Raw genomic sequence first — 19,396 nt, 5'->3', positions numbered from 1 at the left:
CACTACCGGATACGGGCTCCGGCACGCCCGGTGCGTCGGCGCACGATCCGCAGTGCGCCGTAGGCGAGCGCCGCGGTCAGAGCCAGGACCACGGCGGTCTGGGCGAGTTGGTAGGGCCAGTAGTCGCCGGGGGTGAGCGAGTTCACCAGGTAGATGTCCTGTGGGAGAAGGTGGAAGAACTGCAGGCCGAGGACGCCGCCGGGGTGGTAGCCGTGGGTCTCGGAGAAGACCGGGTAGTCGAGGAGGGCGGCCAGGCGACTGCGGACCAGGAGCGCCACCAGCAGCCAGAGCAGGGCCGGGGCCGCCAGCAGCGCGGGCAGGGTGCGGCGCATGGCCGTACCGACGAAGGCTCCGGCGGCGACGCCGAGCAGGACATAGGCCAGGGTGACCGGGCCGATGGTGAAGTACAGAGTGGCCTGGTACGCGCCGTGCACCAACAGGTCCTTGTGGTAGGCGTGGGCCGCGTTGAGGTAATAGAGCACGACCAGCGGCATCGTCAGCACGAGGGTCAGGGCCGCCTGGACGCCCCAGTGGATGCCGAACCAGCGCACCGGGGAGACGGACTGGGTGAGCGTCACCGCCACCCGGCGGGACTCCCATTCGCGCGCGGTGAGGATCGCGGTGAGCGCCGCCGCGCACAGCGCCGGGACGAAGGCCACGGACTGGCCGTCGGCGAACAGGCGCTCGGTCAGGGTGTGCGCGTTGTAGGGCACGTCGGTGAAGTGGTAGGCGGTGTTGCCGAGGCGGGCGCGCACCGCCTCGGCTTCGCTCCACTCGCTGTAGCGGTGGAGCAGGGTCGCGGCGACCTCCCCGACCGGCAGGAGCAGCACCAGTGCGAGCCACCGCAGCTGCCGCGCCGCCAGCCGGGCGATCGGCCGGCGGCCCGCCGGCCGGCGGTACGAGGGGGTCCGCTTGACGAGGTTGACGGCGGTGGTGCTCATGCTGCGTGCTCCTGGTGGTGACGTGCGCGGGTGGCGAGGTGCGCGAGGACCAGTTCCTCCAGGGACGGCTCGCGGACGTCCCAGGCGGCGGGCAGTGGTCCGGACGGGCGGATCAGCGCGCTGGTACCGCGCCCGGCCGGGCGGGTCTCGACCACGGCGTGCGCGGCCAGCTGCTCCGGGCCGCCGGACAGGGTGACCACCGCGTGGGCGGCGGTCAGCTCGTCGATGTCCCCGCAGAGCTGGACCTGGCCGCGGTCCAGCAGCAGCAGGTGGTCGCAGGCGTCGGCCAGCTCCGAGATGATGTGCGAGGACATGACCACGGTGCAGCCGGTGGCGGCGGTGTGGGACATGAGCAGGCCCATCAGTTCCTGACGGGCCAGCACATCCAGGTCGGCCATGGGCTCGTCGAGCAGCAGCAGGTCGGCCCCCTTGCCCAGGGCCAGGGCAAGGGCGACGCGGGTGCGCTGGCCGCCGGACAGGTCGCGGATGTGGTCGTCCGGGCGGATGCGGCCCAGGTCGACGGCGCGCTCGGCGAGTTCGGCGTCCCAGCTGCCGGGGTTGGTGCGCGCGCCGAAGTGCAGCACCCCGCCGACGGTGCTGTAGCGGTTGAGCGGGCGGTCCTGGGCGAGGTAGGCGATGCGGGGGTTGCCGCCGTACGCGGGCTCACCGAAGACCTCGACCGCGCCGCAGGCGGGCTGTTCGATCCCGGCTGTCAGCTCCAGCAGCGTCGACTTGCCCGCGCCGTTCGCGCCGACCAGGGCGCAGACGCTGCCTGCGGGGATCTCGAAGGTGCAGTCGCCGAGCGCCTCCGGGCCGCGGCGGCGGTACCGCTTGCCGAGGCCGCGGGCGGCTATCGCGGGTGTGTCACTGCTGGGCATCGGTCGGGTCCTCACTGGGGTAGAGATCGTCAAGCACGGCCGTGAACAGGGCTGCCAGGTCGTCGCGTTCGAGTCCGTCGCCGCGGGCACGGGCGGCCGTCGCGGCCAGCTCGTCCCGCCAGGGCGAGTCGGCGACCGCGGGCGAGCCGAGGGTGCCGGTCACGAACGTCCCGTGCCTGCGCCGGGACTCGACCAGGCCCTGGGACTCCAGTTCGCGGTAGGCCTTGAGGACGGTGTTGGGGTTGAGCGCGGTCGCCTCGACGACGGCCTGCGCCGTGGGCAGCCGGTCGCCCTGCGCCAGCAGGCCCAGCCGCAACGCCTGCTGCACCTGCTGCACGATCTGCAGGTAACTGGCCACGCCGCTGCGCCGGTCGATCCGGAAGGCGAACTCCGCCACCGCGCCCGCCCCTCATTCCATCACTCAAGTAATGGAATGATGCACGACGGCTCTTGTACGGGTCAATCCCGCGCAGGTCACCGGCGTGCGACTGTCGGGTACGCCGCTGCGCCCGGGTGTGTCGACCGGACCCTGGACAGCCCCGCCGGGAAGCGGGCCGAGCCGATCGGTGCAGCTGTGGGGTGAGCGGGCCGGCCGTCGGCACGGGTGGGCAGCGATGGGGGCGGAGGTGTTTCGGTTCGGTCTTCGCGTCCGGCGTCGAACGCTGCGCCGGACGCGAAGGCCGAGTCAGTAACCGAGTGCGGGGAACCAGTCGCCCCGGCCTCGGGGTGTGAGGTCGAGGATGTGCCACACCGGGCTGAGCAGGTCGATGCCCCGCTGGTCGATGTCGTCGGCCATCCGGGGGTGCGCCGAGTAGAAGTGGCGCACCGACCCGTCGTCGTCGCGGGTGAACACCGACACCGTCGAGTCCTGGTTGCCCTCGGCGTCCTCGCTGCCGAGGTCGTATTTGAAGGTGTTGGACCCGGCGCTGAGCAGGCGCAGGTTCGGCCACTGCCGGATCCGGGCGTGCGCACGGAGTACGGGCAGGTCGGCCGCGGCGACGACTGCGAGGTCGACGTTCCGCACGACGTGGTGGGCGATGCCGTTGAACCCGTCGATCCACATCGTGCACATGGGGCACGGATCGGTCTGCTGCTTGCCGTACATGAAGTGGTAGACGACCAGGTCACGGCCGGGCCCGGTGAACAGTTCACTCAGTCGCACGGTCTTCACCGGCGCGTCACCGGCCTGAAGGTCGGCAGGTCCCTCCTCGAACACGTAGTCGTCGACGACGGGGCCCGGCGGCAGCCGTCGACGCAGGTCGGCGACGCGTTCGCGGTGGCGCATCAGCTCGACCTCGGCCTGGCGCAGCTCCTCGCGGGCGCTGACGTAATCGGCCGGCTCCCCGGTGAGATTGGTCTGACGCATCGCTACCTCCCGGACGACGACCGGCGTAGCCGCTGCCTGGTGGCCACCATCTCCCGCCATCATTGTCTGCTGACGTACGAGAGCCCGCCAGGCGGCGCCCGCGCATCGAGCTGGAGCCCCCGGACCGCCCTCGCGCGGTGGCACAGCCGACGCAGAGGCATCACCCGGCACCGGGTGCGGAAGGCCGCCGAAGAGGCGCTGCGTCCCGGTGGCGACGGCCCCGCCCGAGCCGGGCGGCCACCGTTCCTACTGTTCTCTTTCCAGCCCCGACCTCATCTGGACGAACGCGAGTTCGGCCGCCCGCACCGCGCCCTCGTACACCTGGTCCGCGCTCGCCCCGGCATCGATGCGCCGCCAGTTCTCCATCGCCAGGATCCGCTGCACCGCAATGATCTGGCCGGCCGCCAGCCGCTCCCGTACCCCGTCCCCCAGTGCGCGGGCGAGCGCGGCCTCCGAGCGGCTCTGGTACCCGTACAGGCGGGCCACCAGGGACGGTGTCCCGTACAGCATCCGGTGGAACGCCAGCACCTGCGGATGATCACAGAGCCCGGTCACCGGGTCGCGGCGCTCCAGGCCGTCCAGGAAATGGCGGCGCAGGGCATCGAGTGGTGATTCGCCCTCCGCGCGGGCCGCGACCACCCGGGCGGCCTCGTCCTCGTGGTCGGCGAACCGGTGCAGCGCCAGGTCCTCCTTGGACGGGAAGTACCGGAACAGCGTCGGCTTGGAGATGTCGGCGGCGGCCGCCACCTCCGCCACCGAGACCTTGTCGAAGCCCCGCTCCAGGAACATCGCGATCGCGGCATCGGAGACCGCCTCGTACGTCAGCTGCTTCTTCCGCTCACGCAGGCTGATCGGCTGCCGCGTCACCGTCCCGGGACCGGTCTTCTCTCCGCTCATGACCATGAAGGGTACGCCCTTGACCTCAACCGGACTTGACGTCCGAGGGTGGCCGCAGGGGCGCCGGACGGGTCGGCCGCCCACTGACGGAGGAGTGTGATCCGCATGCGTGTGGCGCTGGTCAGGGAGCTGGGCGGTCCGGAGGTACTGGTTCCGGCCGAGCTGCCCGATCCGGTCGCGGGCCCCGGCGAGGTGGTGATCGACGTGAGTCACGTTGACACGCTCTTCGTGGAGACCCAGATCCGGTCGGGTGCGTTCAGTGCCTACTTCCCGGTCCGGCCCCCGTACGTGCCGGGCGGCGGGGTCGCCGGAACGGTGCATACGGCGGGTGAGGGCGTCGACGCGGGATGGGCCGGCCGCCGGGTCATCGCCTCCGTCGGCTTCACCGGCGGCTACGCCGAGCGGGCGGTGACCTCCGTCGACCACCTGGTACCGGTACCGGACGGACTCGGGCTGCGCGAGGCCGCCGCCCTGGCCCACGACGGGGTGACGGCCGCCGCGCTGATGGAGGCGACCGCCCCCGGACCCGGCGAACGCGTACTGCTCCTCGGCGCCTCCGGCGGCATGGGCACCCTCCTCGTCCAGCTGATGCACGCGGCCGGCGCACATGTCGTCGCCGTGGCACGCGGCGAACGGAAGACGGCGCTCGTACGGGAACTGGGCGCCGACGACGTGATCGACGGCTCGGACGCGGAGTGGGTGGAGCGGGCCCGCACGGCCCTGGCAGCGGCGGGCGGTCCGGCCGACGTGGTCCTGGACGGCGTGGGCGGCGCAATGGGCGCGGCCGCCTTCGCCCTGACCTCCGACGGCGGCCGCTTCTCCGCCCACGGGGCGCCGACGGGCGGCTTCGCCCCGGTCGACCCGCAGGAGGCGGCGCGGCGCGGCATCACGCTGCGCGGCATCGGGGACGTACAGCTGACGGACGCGGAGTACGTACGCCTGGCCGCTCACACGCTGGCCGAGGCGGCGGCCGGCCGGCTGCGTCCGGTGATCGGCCACGTCTACCCACTGTCACAGGCGGCCGACGCGCACACGGCGATCGAGGAACGCGGGCTGCTGGGCAAGGTGCTGCTGAGCACGGAAGTCTGACGACGGGCCTCCCCACGCCGCCCCTTGCCGTCCGGCCCGGACGGCGGCAGGCGTCCCCTCAGGCCGACGCCCCCCGCGCCAGGGCCTCGACCCCGTCCAGTACCCGTTCGAGCCCGAACCTGAAGTCATGGTCGGGCTCGTCCGGCGTCCCCAGCCGCCCGGACTCCCGGAGCCAGCAGAGCGACGGATGCCGTACCGGGTCGACGAGCCGGTCCAGAGTGCGGGCATATTCGTCCATCACCTCCTGCGCCGGGACGCCACGAGCCGCCACGACGGCGGCGAGATCGCCCATCGCGCCGCATTCCGTACGAACCGCTGACCAGGAGAATTACGGAGACCTCATCGCTCGTACGGCGTTTCGCTCTTGGAACCCATCCCAGTACCACTTACGCAGTTACGCGCAGGGGCCGGACAGGACCACTGTCGTACGGATCCCAGGGGGCCTCCGCAGCCACCCCTATGCCTGATGGAACTCCGTCACAGCCGAAGCCACCCGATCCGCGGCCAGCACGCCGGAGTCCCCCTGCGACCAGTAGGGCCTGGCCCGGTTGATCTTTGCGGTGAGCTCCTGAACGGCCGTGTGCCGAGCCGGAGACCCGGTGGGTGCCTGCGCAATACGACGCGCCCAGCGCACCGTGTCGACGACGGACGACTTCACTCGCTCGTAGGCAAGATAGAACTTCAGATCTTCGCTCCAGCGTCTCCGACATTCTCCGGGAGCCACGCTCAACCAGCCTCTGATGCACCGCTGTTCGCTGTCGGGGGTGTAGCCCATCTTGTGCACGTGATCGGCCAGGTCATAGACAGGATCACCCCATAGAGCGAGCTGCCAGTCCAGGAAGAACGTCTCTTGAGCCCCCCTGATCAGGTTTCCACGGTGAATGTCTCCATGCAGCAGCCGGAACGGCCTGGAGGTGAGGTCCTTCAGGCCGTCCTCCAGCGGGAGAAACGGGTCCTCCGGAATCCCCAGCGTCTCGAACAAGCGGGGCGCTTCCTTCCCGTGGTCCTCCCGCAGGGACCGACCGAGCCGAAGGAGGACGGCACCGAAACCCTCCGAGTCGCCGTCGGCCGGCCAGTCCGCAGGAAGAGCCGGAATCCTGCTCTCCGGGAATGACAGCAACTCCGAGAAGAGCACCACGATATCGTCGATGATTCTCGCCGGAATACTTGCACCATACGGGTGTAGGTCTTCGACCCGCTCACCTTCGATGAATTCCTGAACCTGGAAGTACGGGTCATGGTGCACATGCAGCAGTCGTGGCGCATGTGTCAGATGCGGGTGCAGCACCGAAAGAATGTCGTGCTCGGCCCAGATGGACAGGTCCATGACTTCTGACTCCTCCATGGGCACCCGCACCATGAAGGAATCTGGTCCTACCGTCACTCGCACATTCCGATGATAGAAACCCCGGGCATCGGATCCTGGACGCATAGCGGCGTCGAAAAATGCCATGAAGTCCGGAGTGTTGCGGTCCATGCGAACTCCTCAAGCCGGTCGATACCCTGGCCCCCGAACCAGGGGCACGAAGGCGTGCTCCGCCGTCATTCGGGCGGCAGCAGACTGTCAATCAGTTCGTCCATCCGACGTTCGTACCTTTCCACCGAATCCAGCGGTACGACCAAACGCCTCGCCCGTAGGCGAATCGCCGCCAAGAACTCATCGGGACGACCGATACGCTCGGTGACTTTGTGGGCAATGACTGAGAGAAAGGGGTAGACGCCGGCCGTCTCAAGTTTCTCCGCTGCCTGGCGCAGGCTCCGGACAGCCCGATCCTGGTCGCCCGTCCGCAGGTGGAGGAAGGCATGGAACAATTCCGCTCGCGCCCTGCCGGACCGGTATCCGACCGTTTCCAGAGTCTGTGCGGCAGCGGTGAATGATTCGGCGGCCTCGCGGAGATGCCCCAGACGGGTCTCAGCGATGGCCCTCGCGGTCAGGGCCTTACCGACCTCGTGCCCGGCGCCCAGCCTCCGTTGCGTCTCCAGCGCGGCGTCAGCGGCAGCCACCGCAGCCGCGGGATCGGTGAGTGCAAGCAGCTCCGCCCTGTTGGTCTGAATGTCTGCCAGACCGTGAATGGAGCCACTCTCCAGAAAGAGGGCTTTCGCCTCGTCCAGCAGTGCCCACGCCGAGGGAAAGTCCAGAAGGAAACGGTGGGCGAGATGCATCAGCCGCTTGAGTTCAGCGCGCCGCACCCCCTCACCGGGCCCCGAGCGCTCCGACACCTCTCCGGCCAACGCGAAGGCCCCGGGGAAATCGCCAGCGCACATGGTGATGTCCGCGAGCGCAAAGCCCGCCAGCCCTCTGACAGCCTCCTCGGGCCCGGTCCACAGCTGTTCAAACGTGTCACGGGCCGCCAGACTCTCACCCATCAGTCTGTGTGCGTGCGCCGCGGCGAGACCGAGCCGCGCTCCCAACGGAGCGGTGAGGTCGGGATTCTGGCCTACGAGTTCCCGTTGCGCCTCACGTCCCCTGCCACGCAGTACGTGGTCCTCGGCAGCAAGGCATCGGGCAACGCTTTCGAGCTCAGGGTCATGACCGGAACCGATAGCCACTTGGTCAAGATATGCCCTGATGTCGGTGATGATGCCGTTCACCGACTGGCTGCCGAACGCCGCTTTCGTGCGGTCCGCATGGCTCAGAGCCATCGCTGCACTCATCTGGCCCGCCCGCAGACCGTGGTAGACGGCTTCCTGCAACGGAGCGACGCCGATGACCGTATCGGCCCGATGCCGTATGTCCGGGGACTCCGCGTAGTCCTCCCAGAAGCGCTGGAGCACCTCGTGGGCGGGCCTCTGCCGTTCGAGCTTCCATTGGGCCTGCAACGCGTCCACCATCAATTGGTGCAGCTGATACCAGTCCCCTGAGATGCACTGCACGAAAGAGTACTCGGTCAGCTCGTCCCAGAGAGTGTCGTCCTTCACGAATCTCATGAACATGGAGCGGTTGAAGAGCCTGGCCAGCCCGAGGTGCTGAAGAATCCTCCGCTGGTCCACTGGGACATGGTCGAGGAACCGGTCCTTGATCCGGTCCTGCGCAACTTCCCGCTCACCAGCTGCCCGCTCGGGGGTATCGACCGCGAGTTCAAGATAGAAGGGAATGCCCCGACTGGCCCGAGTGATGATTGCCTGGCGCACTGTGTCCTGCACGCCGGCGTTAGACAACAACTCCTCGCAATACCTGCTCTCCAGAGGGTGCACTACGCAGTAGTCCATCTGCCCGGCCCATTCCTGCCACCGGACCGGTTCCCGACCGGCCAGAACGACCAGGCCGCGCCTCAATTGTTCGAGGAGGTCGCGCAGCCAGGCATCCTGGAAGGTACTGCCCGCTTCTCCGTGCACCACGCTCAGCACGTCGTAGCTGTCGACGAAGAGGACGTACGGCTCTGCCGTGCTGGCGTCGGCCAGGTCCTGCACGAACATTCGTGTGACCGTGTCAAGCAGGTCGGCCGTGAGCATGTCCTCCAAGGATCCCAGGTCGGGGTCCGCCTTGACCAGCTTGTTCTTCTTGATCGCCGCGAAGCCCTGAAAGGACAAGCGAATACCGGCGGCAATCGCACCGATGACACTGGCGCCGGACGCACCTTCGAGGATCCGCGTTGCCGCGTCGCCATGGGGGCCGAAGAGGTCCCCTGAGCGGCGCAGCACCTGATGTGGATGGATCTTCTGCCAGAACGCGGTGTACGCGATGTCAAACCTGTCGAACTTCACTCCCTGCGATCCGAACTCGGCGCGCAACTGCGCCAGCGCCGACTCGACTTGATGGCTCCCTGGCAGGCGCAGATCCAGCAAGGCCGTTCTTCCACGCGCATCCGCCTCACGCTTCCACTCCTTCAGCAGGCGCGACTTGCCCACCCCAGGGAGTCCGTGCACGTTGAGCAGACGCGGCTCCTCCGACGAGCGCATCAATTCGCGACGGAACCTGTCCAGGAGATCCGTCCGATTGACGAACGGCCGACGTCCGCCTGCGATACGAACCCCTCGTGGCACCGGCATTCCATCCCCCCGCGATCCGACTCATCAACCCGAACTCGTCATACCCGCAGCGGGATTAAACATCCGCCGCGGGAGGTGACCTTGTCTCCGCTGTTCAATCGTTCAGAAGTCGGCGCGCGTCGCCAGAGTGTTCCACGCCGAGTCAAAAAATGCCTGAAGCGTGCGCACAATGCCGGCTTGATCGGGTGTGGATTCGGCCGAGGCGCGATACGGAAACAGGGTGGCCCCCGTGCCGTAGACGTCGTAGATCGCGACTTCCTCACGGTCTGGAGGGAGCGGGATGGTGCCTTCTTCGGTCACGTAGAAGCCCTGCAGCGCCAGCCGGCGGTTCAGAACGTACAGCTTCATCTGCGGCGCGAACGGCACCAACCGCACCTCGACATCGACCTCGGGCACGAACCCCTGGTAGCGGAGCTCGAACAGGGCCTCGCGGAGCATCGTCGCGTGGCTCTGCAGGATTCCCTTCAGCCGCCGCCGCACCTGCGGATCGTCCGATCCGTCGATCCGCCGGGGGATGGCAAGGTGCGGGAAGTCGCAGTCGGGGAGCATCAGCCGGGCCGTAATACTGCGGGGTGGCTTGATCTCCCCGGTCATGATGCGGTTCTTCTGGTCCGACACCCGGGCCGCCAGCGACTCCGTGGTCATCGAGAAGACATCGAGCGTCACCTGCGTGGCCTCGAACGCCTCTTCCAGGTAGGGCTTCAGCAGCACCGGAGGGACGTGCTCCGAGACGACCGCCCACACGTCGTCGCCGTCATCGTCCCCGCTCTCGATGACGGGGCTGTTCTGCTGCGGGACGACACCCGACGTCGACCCTTCACTGACGAACGTCCCGCTGCCCTGCCAGGTGACGATCAGCCCCTTGCTGCTGAGCAGCTTGAGCGCTTCCTTGACCGTCGCACGCGAGACATCGAAACGGTCGGCCAGCTGCTCATGCGTCGGCAACCGGTCACCGGGCCGCCACTCCTCGCTGTTGATCCCTTTCAATAACCAATCTGCGATCCGCTTGTACTGATGCGCGCCGCCACCCGATACAGGTCCATGACTCGTCACTTCTGGACCATACAATTTCCTTGCAGGCGACGGGAGATGGAGCCTAGAGGTCAGCCGCCGTCTCAGAACACATCCGGGCACCACGCCCGCCGCGCCGCCCGGAACACCCCGTCCGCCACCGCCGCCGCGCCCGGTGTGCGCTCCTCGATGCGGCCCAGGGCCGTCAGCCGCAGCACCGATTCGTCGCCGAGGTACAGCGTTCCCAACTCCCTTATGTCCAGAGCGAGATCCGCGCTCTGCGTCGTCGGGGTGCACGAGGCGCCCGTCGGGGAGACGTCCAGGCGGAAGCGGCCGCCGGCGAGACCTGCCGGGTCGTGGATGTCCAGGGTCAGGGTGGCCGGGACCGCGTAGGTGCGGGCCTCCAGGGCTCGTACGACGTCCAGGACACGCACCCACAACCAGTCCGCCTGCGTCACGATGCGGGCCGCCCGGGGGTCCGGGAGGAGAAGGGGGAGCAGGTCGTCGGGGGCACGGTGGCCGGAGCGGACCGTGGTGATCCAGTCGATCGAGCAGACGAAGTGCCACAGCGCCCGTTCGGCCGCCGGGGTCTCGGCGATCAGGCCGAGGACGGTCGCCCGGTTCAACGGCTGTTTCGCGTCGCCCCAGTTGTCGTCGGCACGGTAGACGAGCAGGCCGTCCACCTCGCCGTCCGCGGTGCGGTACACCGCGTGGAACGGTTCGGTCCAGGAGCCCGGTACGGGCACGTCCGCGCCGGTGCTCAGCTGCCACCAGCGGTCGTTGCGGCTGACCACCCCGTGCTGCCGGGCCCGCAGCCGCTCGTGCAGGGCAGGGCCGGTCTTGCGAACCTCCGCCACGTCCACCAGGTCGATGCGGCCGCCGTCCGCCGTGGACGGGCTCGGCCGGTGAAGGTCCAGGCCGGCCCGGGGGACGTCGATCTCCCACTCGGTGGTCCAGGCGGCCGGGCCGAACCCGTACCGCCCGTAGATCGGGTACTCGGCGGCGATCAGCGTGGCCACCACGTCGCCGCGCTCCTTCGCCGCCGCCAGGTCCGTGGCCATCATCCGGCCGAGCAGCCCACGGCGGCGGTGCGTGGGCGACACCGTGACGTTGGTGACCGCGTCGGACGGCACCGTGGCACCGCCGACGACCGTCAGCTCCTGCGCGAACGACCGGAACGACGCCACGCACCGGCCGTCGTCGAACACCCCCTGCACCCGGGACAGGTCGTTGTGCGGGAGACGGCTCGCCACCTCGGTGTCCGTCACCGTCGGCGGGCGCAGGAAACCGGTGTTCACGGCGCGCAGCCAGTCGGGGAATTCCGACGCGGTGACGGTACGGATCTCAAGGGTCATGCGCCCCACGCTAGGCACACGGCGCGGAGAATGTCGCCCGAATATGGGGGCTGGACGGTGCGCTCCCCGTGGGCAGCAGCCGGACGGACCGAACGGTCCGGTCAGAACGCCGCCCTGATCCCGCCCACCTCCGCGCTGCCGCCCAGCAGGGGCGCCCGTCCGATCCGGTCCGCCACCGGGGCGTCGACACCGAGCAGCCCCAGCGCCCTGGCCAGCACCGGCCCGAGCGCCCGTCCCCCACCGTCGGCGATCTTGAACGCCAGTGCCCGGCCGTCCGGCAGCGCCACCGCCTGGACCGCCTCCGCGCCCATCTTGGACAGCGCGCCCGGCACTTCGCGCATCAGCCAGGTGTCGGGCCGCCGGGTGCCCGCGACGTACTCGGGGTGGGCACGCATCGCGTCCGCCACCCGGCGCTCCGCGGTGCCCTCCTCGGCCAGCACGAACGAGCGGAACGCCCGCGCCAGACCCACCAGGCTGATCGCCATCAGCGGAGCCCCGCAGCCGTCCGTACCGACCGCCGCGACGGGTTCGCCCGCCGCCTCCTCGACCACCTGGTGGACCAGCTGCTGGAGCGGGTGCGCCGGGTCCAGGTAGCTCGCCCGGTCCCAGCCGTTGAGTGCGCACACCGCGAGCATGGCGGCGTGCTTGCCGGAGCAGTTCATGGTGATCCGCTCACGGACCTGGCCCGCGGCGAGATACGTCTCCGCCTCCGCCGGGTCCAGCGGCAGATCGGCCGGGGTCTGCAGATCGTCGGGCGTCAGTCCGTGCTCGGCGAGCATCTTGCGTACGAGATCGAGATGGAACACCTCGCCCGAGTGGCTCGCGGCCGCCAGCGCCAGCCGCTCCCCAAAGAGGTCGAGCCCGGCCCGCAGCACGGCGGCGGCCTGCATGGGCTTGTTGGAGGAACGCGGGAAGACCGGCGCGGCCGGGTCTCCCATGGCCAGCTCCACGCTGCCGTCGGCGGCCAGCACGACCAGCGAGCCGCGGTGGTGGCCCTCCACGAAGCCGGACCGCACGACCTCGGCCAGAACGGGGAGATCCGGAAGAGCCGGGCGGGCAGGAGACGCCGGGGATATGAGGGGTGTGGAGGTCATGGCGCGGCCTTCCGGGGCGGGGCGGGACCCGCCCCGGAAGGATCGCTTCAGGTGAGCAGGTCGTCTACTTGTGCTTCCCCATCACGGTACCTGCGGGCGATCTCGGCGCTGCAATCGTCAGCGGTCCGTTGCAGCTGGTGACGGCGGCGGGACACCTGCTGTTCGTAGCGGACGAACCGCCCCATCGCGGCGTGCAGCTCCTCGTCCGTGCGGGCGTCGAGGTCCGAGAGCTCGACCTCGGCGAGCGTCTCGGCCGCCAGCCGGCGGAATTCGTCGCTCCGCGGTGTGGTGAGCGTGACATGCCGGGCGGAGGAGCGATGCCGGGACGGGGTGTCGGCGAGGATCTCCGAGAGCCGGTCGACGACCGGCGTCTCGGGGTCACGGCGGCGGGCCAGCTCGGCGCGCAGGATGTCGACGCGGCCCTGCACCAGGCGGCGCACGTAGCTGAGGTCGGCCTCGTCGCGCTGCGAGTCGCGGCGCAGGGTGCGCAGCTCGGGCAGCCGCAGGGTGCCGAGGTCGGGCGGCGGCTGCCCCGGCAGTCCGTCGTCGAGGCCCGGTCCGGTCCGCTGCACGGGTGGGCGCATGGTGACGGCGCCGGTACTGGTGGTACTGGTGCTGGTACTGGTGGTGACCAGCGTGATCGGTACAGTGCCGGGTGGCTGCCCGGCTCCATATGTACTCATGCTCAGTCCATCCCCTCGACCGGTGCGTCGGCACACCGCCTCCGTGCATGGTGCCACTCCGCACGGTGACTACGCAGGTGCTCTGTACCCGTTCAGCCCAAGATAGGTTGGTCTGTATGCGTGCAGTGATACAGCGGGTGGACGGCGCGAGCGTCACGGTGGCCGACGGCGCGGGCGACGGGAGCGGGCCCGCGGTGGTGGGCGAAATCGTCGGCGAGGGATTGTGTGTGCTGGTCGGAGTCACCCATGGGGACACCGTGGAGAAAGCGGCTCAGCTCGCCCGCAAGCTCTGGTCGGTCCGCATCCTCGAGGGCGAGAAGTCCTGCTCCGACGTGAATGCCCCGCTTCTGGTGATTTCGCAGTTCACTCTCTACGGGGACGCCCGGAAGGGCCGCAGGCCCACCTGGAACGCGGCAGCGCCCGGCGAGATCGCCGAACCGCTGGTCGACGAGGTGGTGGCGCAGCTGCGGGCGCTGGGGGCGCATGTGGAGACGGGCCGGTTCGGAGCGGACATGCGGGTCTCGCTCACGAACCATGGCCCGTTCACCGTGCTCGTCGAGGTCTGAGCCGGACCGGCGGCTCGACGGCAGGGCCTACGGCTCGACGACCGTCTCCTGGGCCGCCGCCGTGTCACCCGCGAGCAGTTCCGCGTCCACCGCCACGTTCCGCTTGACCAGGGCCAGTGCGATCGGGCCCAGCTCGTGGTGGCGGGCGGACGTGGTGATGAAGCCGAGCTGCCGGCCCTCCGCCCCGTCCGAGGCGAGCCGCACCGGCGTGCCGTGCCCGGGCAGCAGCACATCGCTGCCGTCCAGGTGCAGGAAGACCAGCCGGCGCGGCGGCTTCCCCAGGTTCTGCACCCGGGCGACGGTCTCCTGACCGCGGTAGCAGCCCTTGTGGAGATGGACGGCGGTGCCGATCCAGCCCAGCTCGTGCGGGATGGTGCGGTGGTCGGTCTCGAAGCCGAGCCGCGGACGGTGCGCCTCGACGCGCAGCGCCTCGTACGCCAGAACGCCGGCCACCGGGCCGTGCTCGGCGGCGAACTTCTCCAGATCGGCGCGCGGCAGGAACAGGTCCCGGCCGTGCGGCGCCTCCAGCACGGTGACGCCTTCCGGCACCTCCTCGATGGAGCCGGCCGGCAGGTGCACGACGGCGAAGTCCTCGGTCCGGTCGGCGACTTCGACCCGGTAGAAGAACTTCATCGACTCCAGATAGGCGATCAGTTCGCCCTGGGTGCCCGGCTCGACGTGCGCCCACACCGTCTCGCCGTCGTCGACGAGATAGAGGGCGTGTTCGATGTGCCCGTGCGCGGAGAGGATCAGCGCCTCGGTGGCCTGTCCGGGGGCGAGTTCACTGACGTGCTGGGTGAGCAGCAGGTGCAGCCAGGCCAGCCGGTCGCTTCCGGTGACGGTGATGACGCCGCGGTGCGAGAGGTCGACGAGGCCGGTGCCGTCGGCGAGGGCGCGCTGCTCGCGGAACAGGTCGCCGTAGTGCGCGGCGACGCCTTCGTCGCGGCCTTCGGCGGGGACGGCGCCGGGCAGGGACAGCAGAGGGCTCTTCATGCGACCAGCGTACGACTCGATTTACTGCTCGGAACCGGGAGTCCGCCCCGCCCCGGCCGCGGCCGCCTTCGCCGTGCAGTCGGCGCAGCGGCCGAAGATCGCGAAGTGCTTCATGTCGGTCTCGAACCCGAACGTGTCCCGCAGCTTCGTGGTGAACTCGTCGACGACAGCGACATCGGCCTCGATGACGTTCGTGCAGTCCCGGCAGACCAGATGGATGTGGTGGTGGCGGTCGGCCAGGTGGTACGTCGGTGCACCGTGTCCCAGATGGGCGTGGCTGACCAGCTCCAGCTCCTCCAGGAGCTCCAGGGTCCGGTAGACGGTGGAGATGTTCACCCCGGACGCCGTCCTGCGGACCTCGCACAGGATGTCGTCCGGTGTCGCGTGTTCCAGCTTGTCGACCGCTTCGAGGACAAGCTGCCGCTGCGGCGTCAGCCGGTAGCCGCGCTGCCGAAGGTCGCTCTTCCAGTCGGTGCTCACCACAGGCCCAGTGTAGGACCGGACGAGCACCCGCCCGGGGGTCGCGCGTCTATTTGAAGAACGCGATGCCGTCGTCCGGCAGGTCGCCGAGGCTCTTCGCCATCGCCTCGACCTCTTCGGGGGTGACGACCTTCTTCAGATGCGCCGACATGTAGGGGCGCAGCTCCACCTCGGGGGTGGCCTTCTCGCCGACCCACATCAGGTCGCTGTTCACATAGCCGTAGAGCCGCTTGCCGCCGTTGTAGGGGCCGGAGGCCGCCGTCCGGGCCACCGCGTCGGTGACCAGGTCGATCTGCGGCTTCTGGTGGGCGAGCTCGCCGTACCAGATCTCGATGACGCCCTGGTCGCGGACCATGACGACCTCGACCTTGCGGTGCTCGTCGATGCGCCAGTAGCCGGACTCGGTCTCCAGCGGCTTGACCTTGTTGCCCTCGGCGTCGAGCACCCAGGAGTGCGAGACGTACTCGAGGAAGTCCCGGCCGTCGTGGCTGAAGGAGACTTCCTGGCCGAAGTTGCACTTCTCGGCGCCGGGGAAATCGGACACGCCCGCGCCCGCCCAGTTGCCGAGCAGGAAGGCAAGCGGGACGAGGTCCGGGTGGAGGTCGGACGGGATCTCGATCATGAGCGGCTCAGACGATCTGTGAGGGGGTGATGAGCGGTGCGGACGCGGGTCAGCGCTGGCCCTGGTACAGCTTCTTCACGGTCAGGCCGGCGAAGGCGAGAACTCCGACGCAGACCAGGACCAGCAGGGTGGAGAAGAATGCCTCAAGCACGGGAGCTCCTCGGACGAGCGGTAACGAGCGGTATGGCGGCAGTACGGGGCCGGGCCCCAGCCTAATGGGTGGGGGCCCGGCGCGATGGTTCGGGGCTTGCCCGGGGGAGTGGATCCCCCGGGCGTCCGGGTCAGCCCAGCAGCTGGTTCTGCAGGATCAGCGTCTGGTGGAACGGGACGCGCTCCGTGCCGGCCGTGCCCTTGCGGGACTGGATGACCAGGGCGAGCGTGTCGCCGGAGAGCGCATACGCGTGGCGGACCTGCTCGGAGCCGTAGGGCTTGTCCTCGGCGTACACGTAGCTCGCGGTGTTTTCCACCCGCCCGCCGCCCAGCCAGGTCTCGTCGATCTCCCCGTGGGGCGACCCGACGAGCTGATTGGCGGTGGAGGTGTCCTCGGAGATCTCGTCCCGGAACGCCTCGGCGAACGCCGTCGAATTGAACTGGAGCAGATAGATCCGGGACGACGTGCCGTCCGGCATGGTCCAGCCGCGCGCCGCGATGTGCCGCAGCGCGGAGTCCTTCAGCACCTGGTCCAGCTCGGCACGCCTGCCCTTCTCGTAGACGGAGAGGTACTGCGCCGTACTCACCCACCCGCCGGTGAGTTTCTTGTCCGGCGTTGCTCCGGCCGGGGCCGGCAGCAGCAGCTTCCGCAGGTCGGCGTAGTGGATCTCGGCGATGTTGCCGTCGTTGAACGGGCGGGGCGAGCCGGCCGGGAGCGCGGGCAGGCTCAGCTCGGGATAGTCCCAGCGCCCGTCGTCCTCGGTGGCCAGACCCGGTACGTCGGAGCGCTCCATCGAGGTGATCCCCAGAGCGGTACCGGTGCCCAGGCCCCCGAGCACCAGCACGGCGGCGGTCCAGCGGGCAACGGCCCGAAGGACCCGGCGGGGCGGCTTCGGAGCCTGGGTCGATTCCGGAGCCGGGACGGATTCCGGAGCCGGGACGGGCTGCTCCGCGAGCGGTGCGGGCTCCGCCTGCGCCACTGGGGGCTCGTGCGTCGGAGCCGCCGGGGGCTCCACGGCCGGAGCCGCCGGCTCCACGGCCGGGGCCGTCAGTTCCGCGGCCGGGGCCGTCGCGGCGGTCGGTTCCGCCGTCTTCTCGGTCATACGTACTCCCCCGGGGACTCGATGTGGTCGAGCTGGTCCTTCACCAGATCGGCGACGTCGGGCGCGCTGAACGGCTTGGTTCCGTAGGCGTCGACGGTGACGAACAGCTCCCCGTCGTACGCGACGCAGGACAGGCCGTCCAGCTTCACCTTGCTCGTCGTGGGCTCCTGGAAGCACCTGGCCTTCTTGTGGCCGTCGACCTTCGGCCCCTTGCGGAAGCCGCCGTAGGTGTCCATCAGCTCCGTCTGGAAGGTGTATATGTCGTGGACGGCCTTCTTGTCCTTCATCTTCACGATGTGGACGACCATCAGGTCGCCGTAGCCCGAGATGTACGAACGCTGCGCGATGCCCTGGACATGGAGCCGGTCGATGCGCTTGTCCAGCTCACGCCGTTCCTTGCCCGCGATGCCCCGGCCGCTCTCCTTCATCTGGGCCGTGGCCTTCTTGCCGCTGACCTCGCTGTCGTTCCCGTACTCGCCGACGTCCGGGCCGAGACGGTAGCCGTCGGGAACCGGCAGCAGCAGTTTGCTGAGCTCCGTGTCCGCCCTGCCGCGGCCCACGTCCCCGGCGGGGTCCTTGGAGTGCGCCCCCGAGCCCCCGCCCCAGACCTTGGTGGCGACCGTGCGGTCGGCGTTGTCCACGGTGGCCTTGGTGTAGGCGGCCGCACCGCCGACGGCGCCGAGGACCAGGACCACGGGCAGCACGGCGAGCACCGCACGTCGGGCCCGGCCCCTCCGGGCGGGCGTGACGGTGAGGGCAGGCGGCTCCGACAGGACGGGCGGGGCTGCGGGGACGCTGTCAGGTGTCATGTCGTCGTTCACAGCCGCTCCAGCTGTCGCTCGGCCAGGGTCCGGATGTCCTTCTTGCTGATCGGCACGGTGTCGAAGACGTGGATGTCGAACATGACGTCGCCGCGCTGAGCGATGGCCCGGGCCCCGTAGCTCGGCAGATAGCCCGCCTTGTAGTGGGGCTTGTACAGGAAGTAGCGGCCGTTGCCGCTGCCCTTGATCGCGGTGCCGCTGTTGCCTGCGCCCTCCTCGGCATCGGGCATGTAGTCCAGCTGGCCGTTCGCATGGTCCGAGGCTCCGAGCTGTGCGCTCGAGCGGAACTGCACGAGGCGGATGCTCACCCCGCGGTGCTGTCCCTGCTCCCAGTCGGCGGCTGCGATGCGGCGGACATCGCCGTCCGCGAGCCGCTCGAACATGTAGTCCTCGCTCTTGAACTCCATCGCGTACGCGTCGAGAGAGATCCATCTCTCGGCCGGCAGCGACGCGAGGAGGCTGCGCGCCCCCGAGGGCCTGTCGACGAGCAGCTTGAGCAGATCGCCGTCCGTCTTCAGCTGCCGGTCCTGCGACACGGGCAGCGGGTCCGGGACCTTGTCCGCGGGCAGCGCCTTCGCCGGGTAACCGAGGCCCGGCTGCGACAGGGCGGGCAGCGGGGTCGGGGCGCGGTCGGCCTGCACGCCGTAACCGACGGCGGTGCCGCCGGCGATCCCGAGCACCGCGGCGGCCGCGATCAGCAGCGCCGTACGACCGCGCGGCCGTCGCCCGGCCGCCGATGCCGTCGGGACGGGCTCCGCCACCGGGACGTACGCGGGCTCCGCCACCGGGAAAGGCGCGGGCGGCTCTACGGCCCGGACCGGCGCCTCGACCTGCACGGGCGGCTCGGCCGGCTCGTCAGGAATGGTGTCTTTCGCTTCCAAAAGGGGTCCCCCACAAGCCCTGAGGCACAGATTCCGTTACCTGCGCACACAACTGACCCACAGCAAGGGACCGGGGTTGCGCGGCCGAGGATTACAGTTCTGCATATGCCGAAGAAGCTCGTGATCAAGGTGACCGCAGGTGCCGACTCCGCCGAGCGCTGCTCCCAGGCGTTCACGGTGGCGGCCGTCGCCGTCGCCAGCGGTGTGGAGGTCTCCCTCTGGCTGACCGGCGAGTCCGCCTGGTTCGCCCTGCCGGGCCGCGCCGCCGAGTTCGAACTCCCGCACTCCGCACCGCTGCCGGATCTGATCGAGTCGGTTCAGGCGGGCGGGCTGATCACCCTCTGCACGCAGTGCGCCGCACGTCGCGACATCACCGAGAGCGACGTCCTGGAAGGCGTACGCATCGCGGGCGCCCAGGTCTTCGTCAGCGAGATCATGGCCGAGGACGTCCAGGCCCTCGTCTACTGAGGCAACCG

At 69.6% G+C, this 19,396-nt stretch carries 21 protein-coding genes; 3 read left to right on the top strand and 18 right to left on the bottom strand.

Annotated elements, in window-relative coordinates; translation table 11 throughout:
- Positions 1–2: 2 nt before the first annotated feature.
- From OG878_RS21730 to OG878_RS21710, 5 genes are all read right to left on the bottom strand, one after another.
- A complete protein-coding gene (locus tag OG878_RS21730) occupies positions 3–941 on the bottom strand; it encodes a hypothetical protein (RefSeq protein ID WP_328888326.1) in 939 nt (312 codons plus the stop codon).
- Positions 938–1,819 carry an ABC transporter ATP-binding protein gene (locus tag OG878_RS21725; protein WP_328888325.1) on the bottom strand — a complete coding sequence of 294 codons (882 nt, stop codon included), beginning with the start codon at positions 1,817–1,819 and terminating at the stop codon, positions 938–940. The genes OG878_RS21730 and OG878_RS21725 overlap by 4 nt, the downstream gene beginning before the upstream one ends.
- The gene (locus OG878_RS21720; protein WP_328888324.1) at positions 1,806–2,216 is read right to left on the bottom strand and encodes a GntR family transcriptional regulator; all 411 of its coding nucleotides are present in this window, start codon (positions 2,214–2,216) and stop codon (positions 1,806–1,808) included. Before OG878_RS21720 ends, OG878_RS21725 begins: the two co-directional genes overlap by 14 nt.
- A 288-nt stretch (positions 2,217–2,504) precedes the next feature.
- Positions 2,505–3,185, bottom strand: a complete 681-nt coding sequence (locus OG878_RS21715) for a DUF899 family protein (RefSeq protein ID WP_328888323.1) — start codon at positions 3,183–3,185, stop codon at positions 2,505–2,507.
- A gap of 246 nt (positions 3,186–3,431) precedes the next feature.
- The gene (locus tag OG878_RS21710) at positions 3,432–4,088 is read right to left on the bottom strand and encodes a TetR/AcrR family transcriptional regulator (protein WP_328888322.1); all 657 of its coding nucleotides are present in this window, start codon (positions 4,086–4,088) and stop codon (positions 3,432–3,434) included.
- 99 nt (positions 4,089–4,187) lie between these two features.
- Here OG878_RS21710 and OG878_RS21705 point away from each other — a divergent pair, with 99 nt between their 5' ends.
- Positions 4,188–5,171, top strand: a complete 984-nt coding sequence (locus OG878_RS21705) for a zinc-binding dehydrogenase (protein ID WP_328888321.1) — start codon at positions 4,188–4,190, stop codon at positions 5,169–5,171.
- A gap of 58 nt (positions 5,172–5,229) precedes the next feature.
- Here the strand turns inward: OG878_RS21705 and OG878_RS21700 are convergent, their stop codons facing one another.
- From OG878_RS21700 to OG878_RS21670, 7 genes are all read right to left on the bottom strand, one after another.
- Positions 5,230–5,463, bottom strand: coding sequence for a hypothetical protein (locus tag OG878_RS21700; RefSeq protein ID WP_328888320.1), 234 nt, complete (start codon positions 5,461–5,463; stop codon positions 5,230–5,232).
- A gap of 165 nt (positions 5,464–5,628) precedes the next feature.
- Positions 5,629–6,648: an aminoglycoside phosphotransferase family protein gene (locus OG878_RS21695; RefSeq protein WP_328888319.1), complete on the bottom strand. Its 1,020-nt coding sequence runs from the start codon at positions 6,646–6,648 to the stop codon at positions 5,629–5,631.
- A gap of 65 nt (positions 6,649–6,713) precedes the next feature.
- Complete coding sequence (locus OG878_RS21690) at positions 6,714–9,161, bottom strand: AAA family ATPase (RefSeq protein WP_443049140.1); 2,448 nt, start codon at positions 9,159–9,161, stop codon at positions 6,714–6,716.
- A gap of 102 nt (positions 9,162–9,263) precedes the next feature.
- Positions 9,264–10,214: a winged helix-turn-helix domain-containing protein gene (locus OG878_RS21685; RefSeq protein ID WP_328888317.1), complete on the bottom strand. Its 951-nt coding sequence runs from the start codon at positions 10,212–10,214 to the stop codon at positions 9,264–9,266.
- Between the two features lie 62 nt (positions 10,215–10,276).
- Positions 10,277–11,527, bottom strand: a complete 1,251-nt coding sequence (locus OG878_RS21680; protein ID WP_328888316.1) for a GNAT family N-acetyltransferase — start codon at positions 11,525–11,527, stop codon at positions 10,277–10,279.
- 101 nt (positions 11,528–11,628) lie between these two features.
- Positions 11,629–12,621, bottom strand: coding sequence for an asparaginase (locus OG878_RS21675; protein WP_328888315.1), 993 nt, complete (start codon positions 12,619–12,621; stop codon positions 11,629–11,631).
- A 47-nt stretch (positions 12,622–12,668) separates the two neighbouring features.
- Complete coding sequence (locus tag OG878_RS21670; RefSeq protein ID WP_328888314.1) at positions 12,669–13,304, bottom strand: RsiG family protein; 636 nt, start codon at positions 13,302–13,304, stop codon at positions 12,669–12,671.
- A 116-nt stretch (positions 13,305–13,420) separates the two neighbouring features.
- On the opposite strand from OG878_RS21670, the gene dtd reads away from it, so the two are divergent.
- A complete protein-coding gene (gene dtd, locus OG878_RS21665) occupies positions 13,421–13,870 on the top strand; it encodes a D-aminoacyl-tRNA deacylase (protein WP_328888313.1) in 450 nt (149 codons plus the stop codon).
- Positions 13,871–13,897: 27 nt separating this feature from the next.
- Here the strand turns inward: dtd and ygfZ are convergent, their stop codons facing one another.
- The 6 genes from ygfZ to OG878_RS21635 form a co-directional block, all read right to left on the bottom strand.
- On the bottom strand, positions 13,898–14,863 hold the full coding sequence (gene ygfZ / locus OG878_RS21660) for a CAF17-like 4Fe-4S cluster assembly/insertion protein YgfZ (RefSeq protein WP_328888312.1): 966 nt from the start codon (positions 14,861–14,863) through the stop codon (positions 13,898–13,900).
- Between the two features lie 21 nt (positions 14,864–14,884).
- Positions 14,885–15,346, bottom strand: coding sequence for a Fur family transcriptional regulator (locus OG878_RS21655; protein ID WP_328888311.1), 462 nt, complete (start codon positions 15,344–15,346; stop codon positions 14,885–14,887).
- Between the two features lie 46 nt (positions 15,347–15,392).
- On the bottom strand, positions 15,393–15,965 hold the full coding sequence (locus OG878_RS21650; protein WP_328888310.1) for an FABP family protein: 573 nt from the start codon (positions 15,963–15,965) through the stop codon (positions 15,393–15,395).
- A gap of 281 nt (positions 15,966–16,246) precedes the next feature.
- A complete protein-coding gene (locus OG878_RS21645; protein WP_328888309.1) occupies positions 16,247–17,218 on the bottom strand; it encodes a hypothetical protein in 972 nt (323 codons plus the stop codon).
- Positions 17,215–18,039, bottom strand: coding sequence for a hypothetical protein (locus OG878_RS21640; RefSeq protein ID WP_328888308.1), 825 nt, complete (start codon positions 18,037–18,039; stop codon positions 17,215–17,217). The genes OG878_RS21645 and OG878_RS21640 overlap by 4 nt, the downstream gene beginning before the upstream one ends.
- On the bottom strand, positions 18,036–18,920 hold the full coding sequence (locus OG878_RS21635; protein WP_328888307.1) for a hypothetical protein: 885 nt from the start codon (positions 18,918–18,920) through the stop codon (positions 18,036–18,038). The genes OG878_RS21640 and OG878_RS21635 overlap by 4 nt, the downstream gene beginning before the upstream one ends.
- 105 nt (positions 18,921–19,025) lie before the next feature.
- Here OG878_RS21635 and OG878_RS21630 point away from each other — a divergent pair, with 105 nt between their 5' ends.
- Complete coding sequence (locus OG878_RS21630) at positions 19,026–19,388, top strand: DsrE family protein (protein ID WP_328888306.1); 363 nt, start codon at positions 19,026–19,028, stop codon at positions 19,386–19,388.
- The last annotated feature ends 8 nt before the right edge of the window (positions 19,389–19,396 follow it).

It is taken from the genome of Streptomyces sp. NBC_00316 (assembly GCF_036158715.1).
Classification (GTDB): Bacteria; Actinomycetota; Actinomycetes; order Streptomycetales; family Streptomycetaceae; genus Streptomyces.
This window is presented reverse-complemented; position numbering and strand designations above follow the sequence as displayed.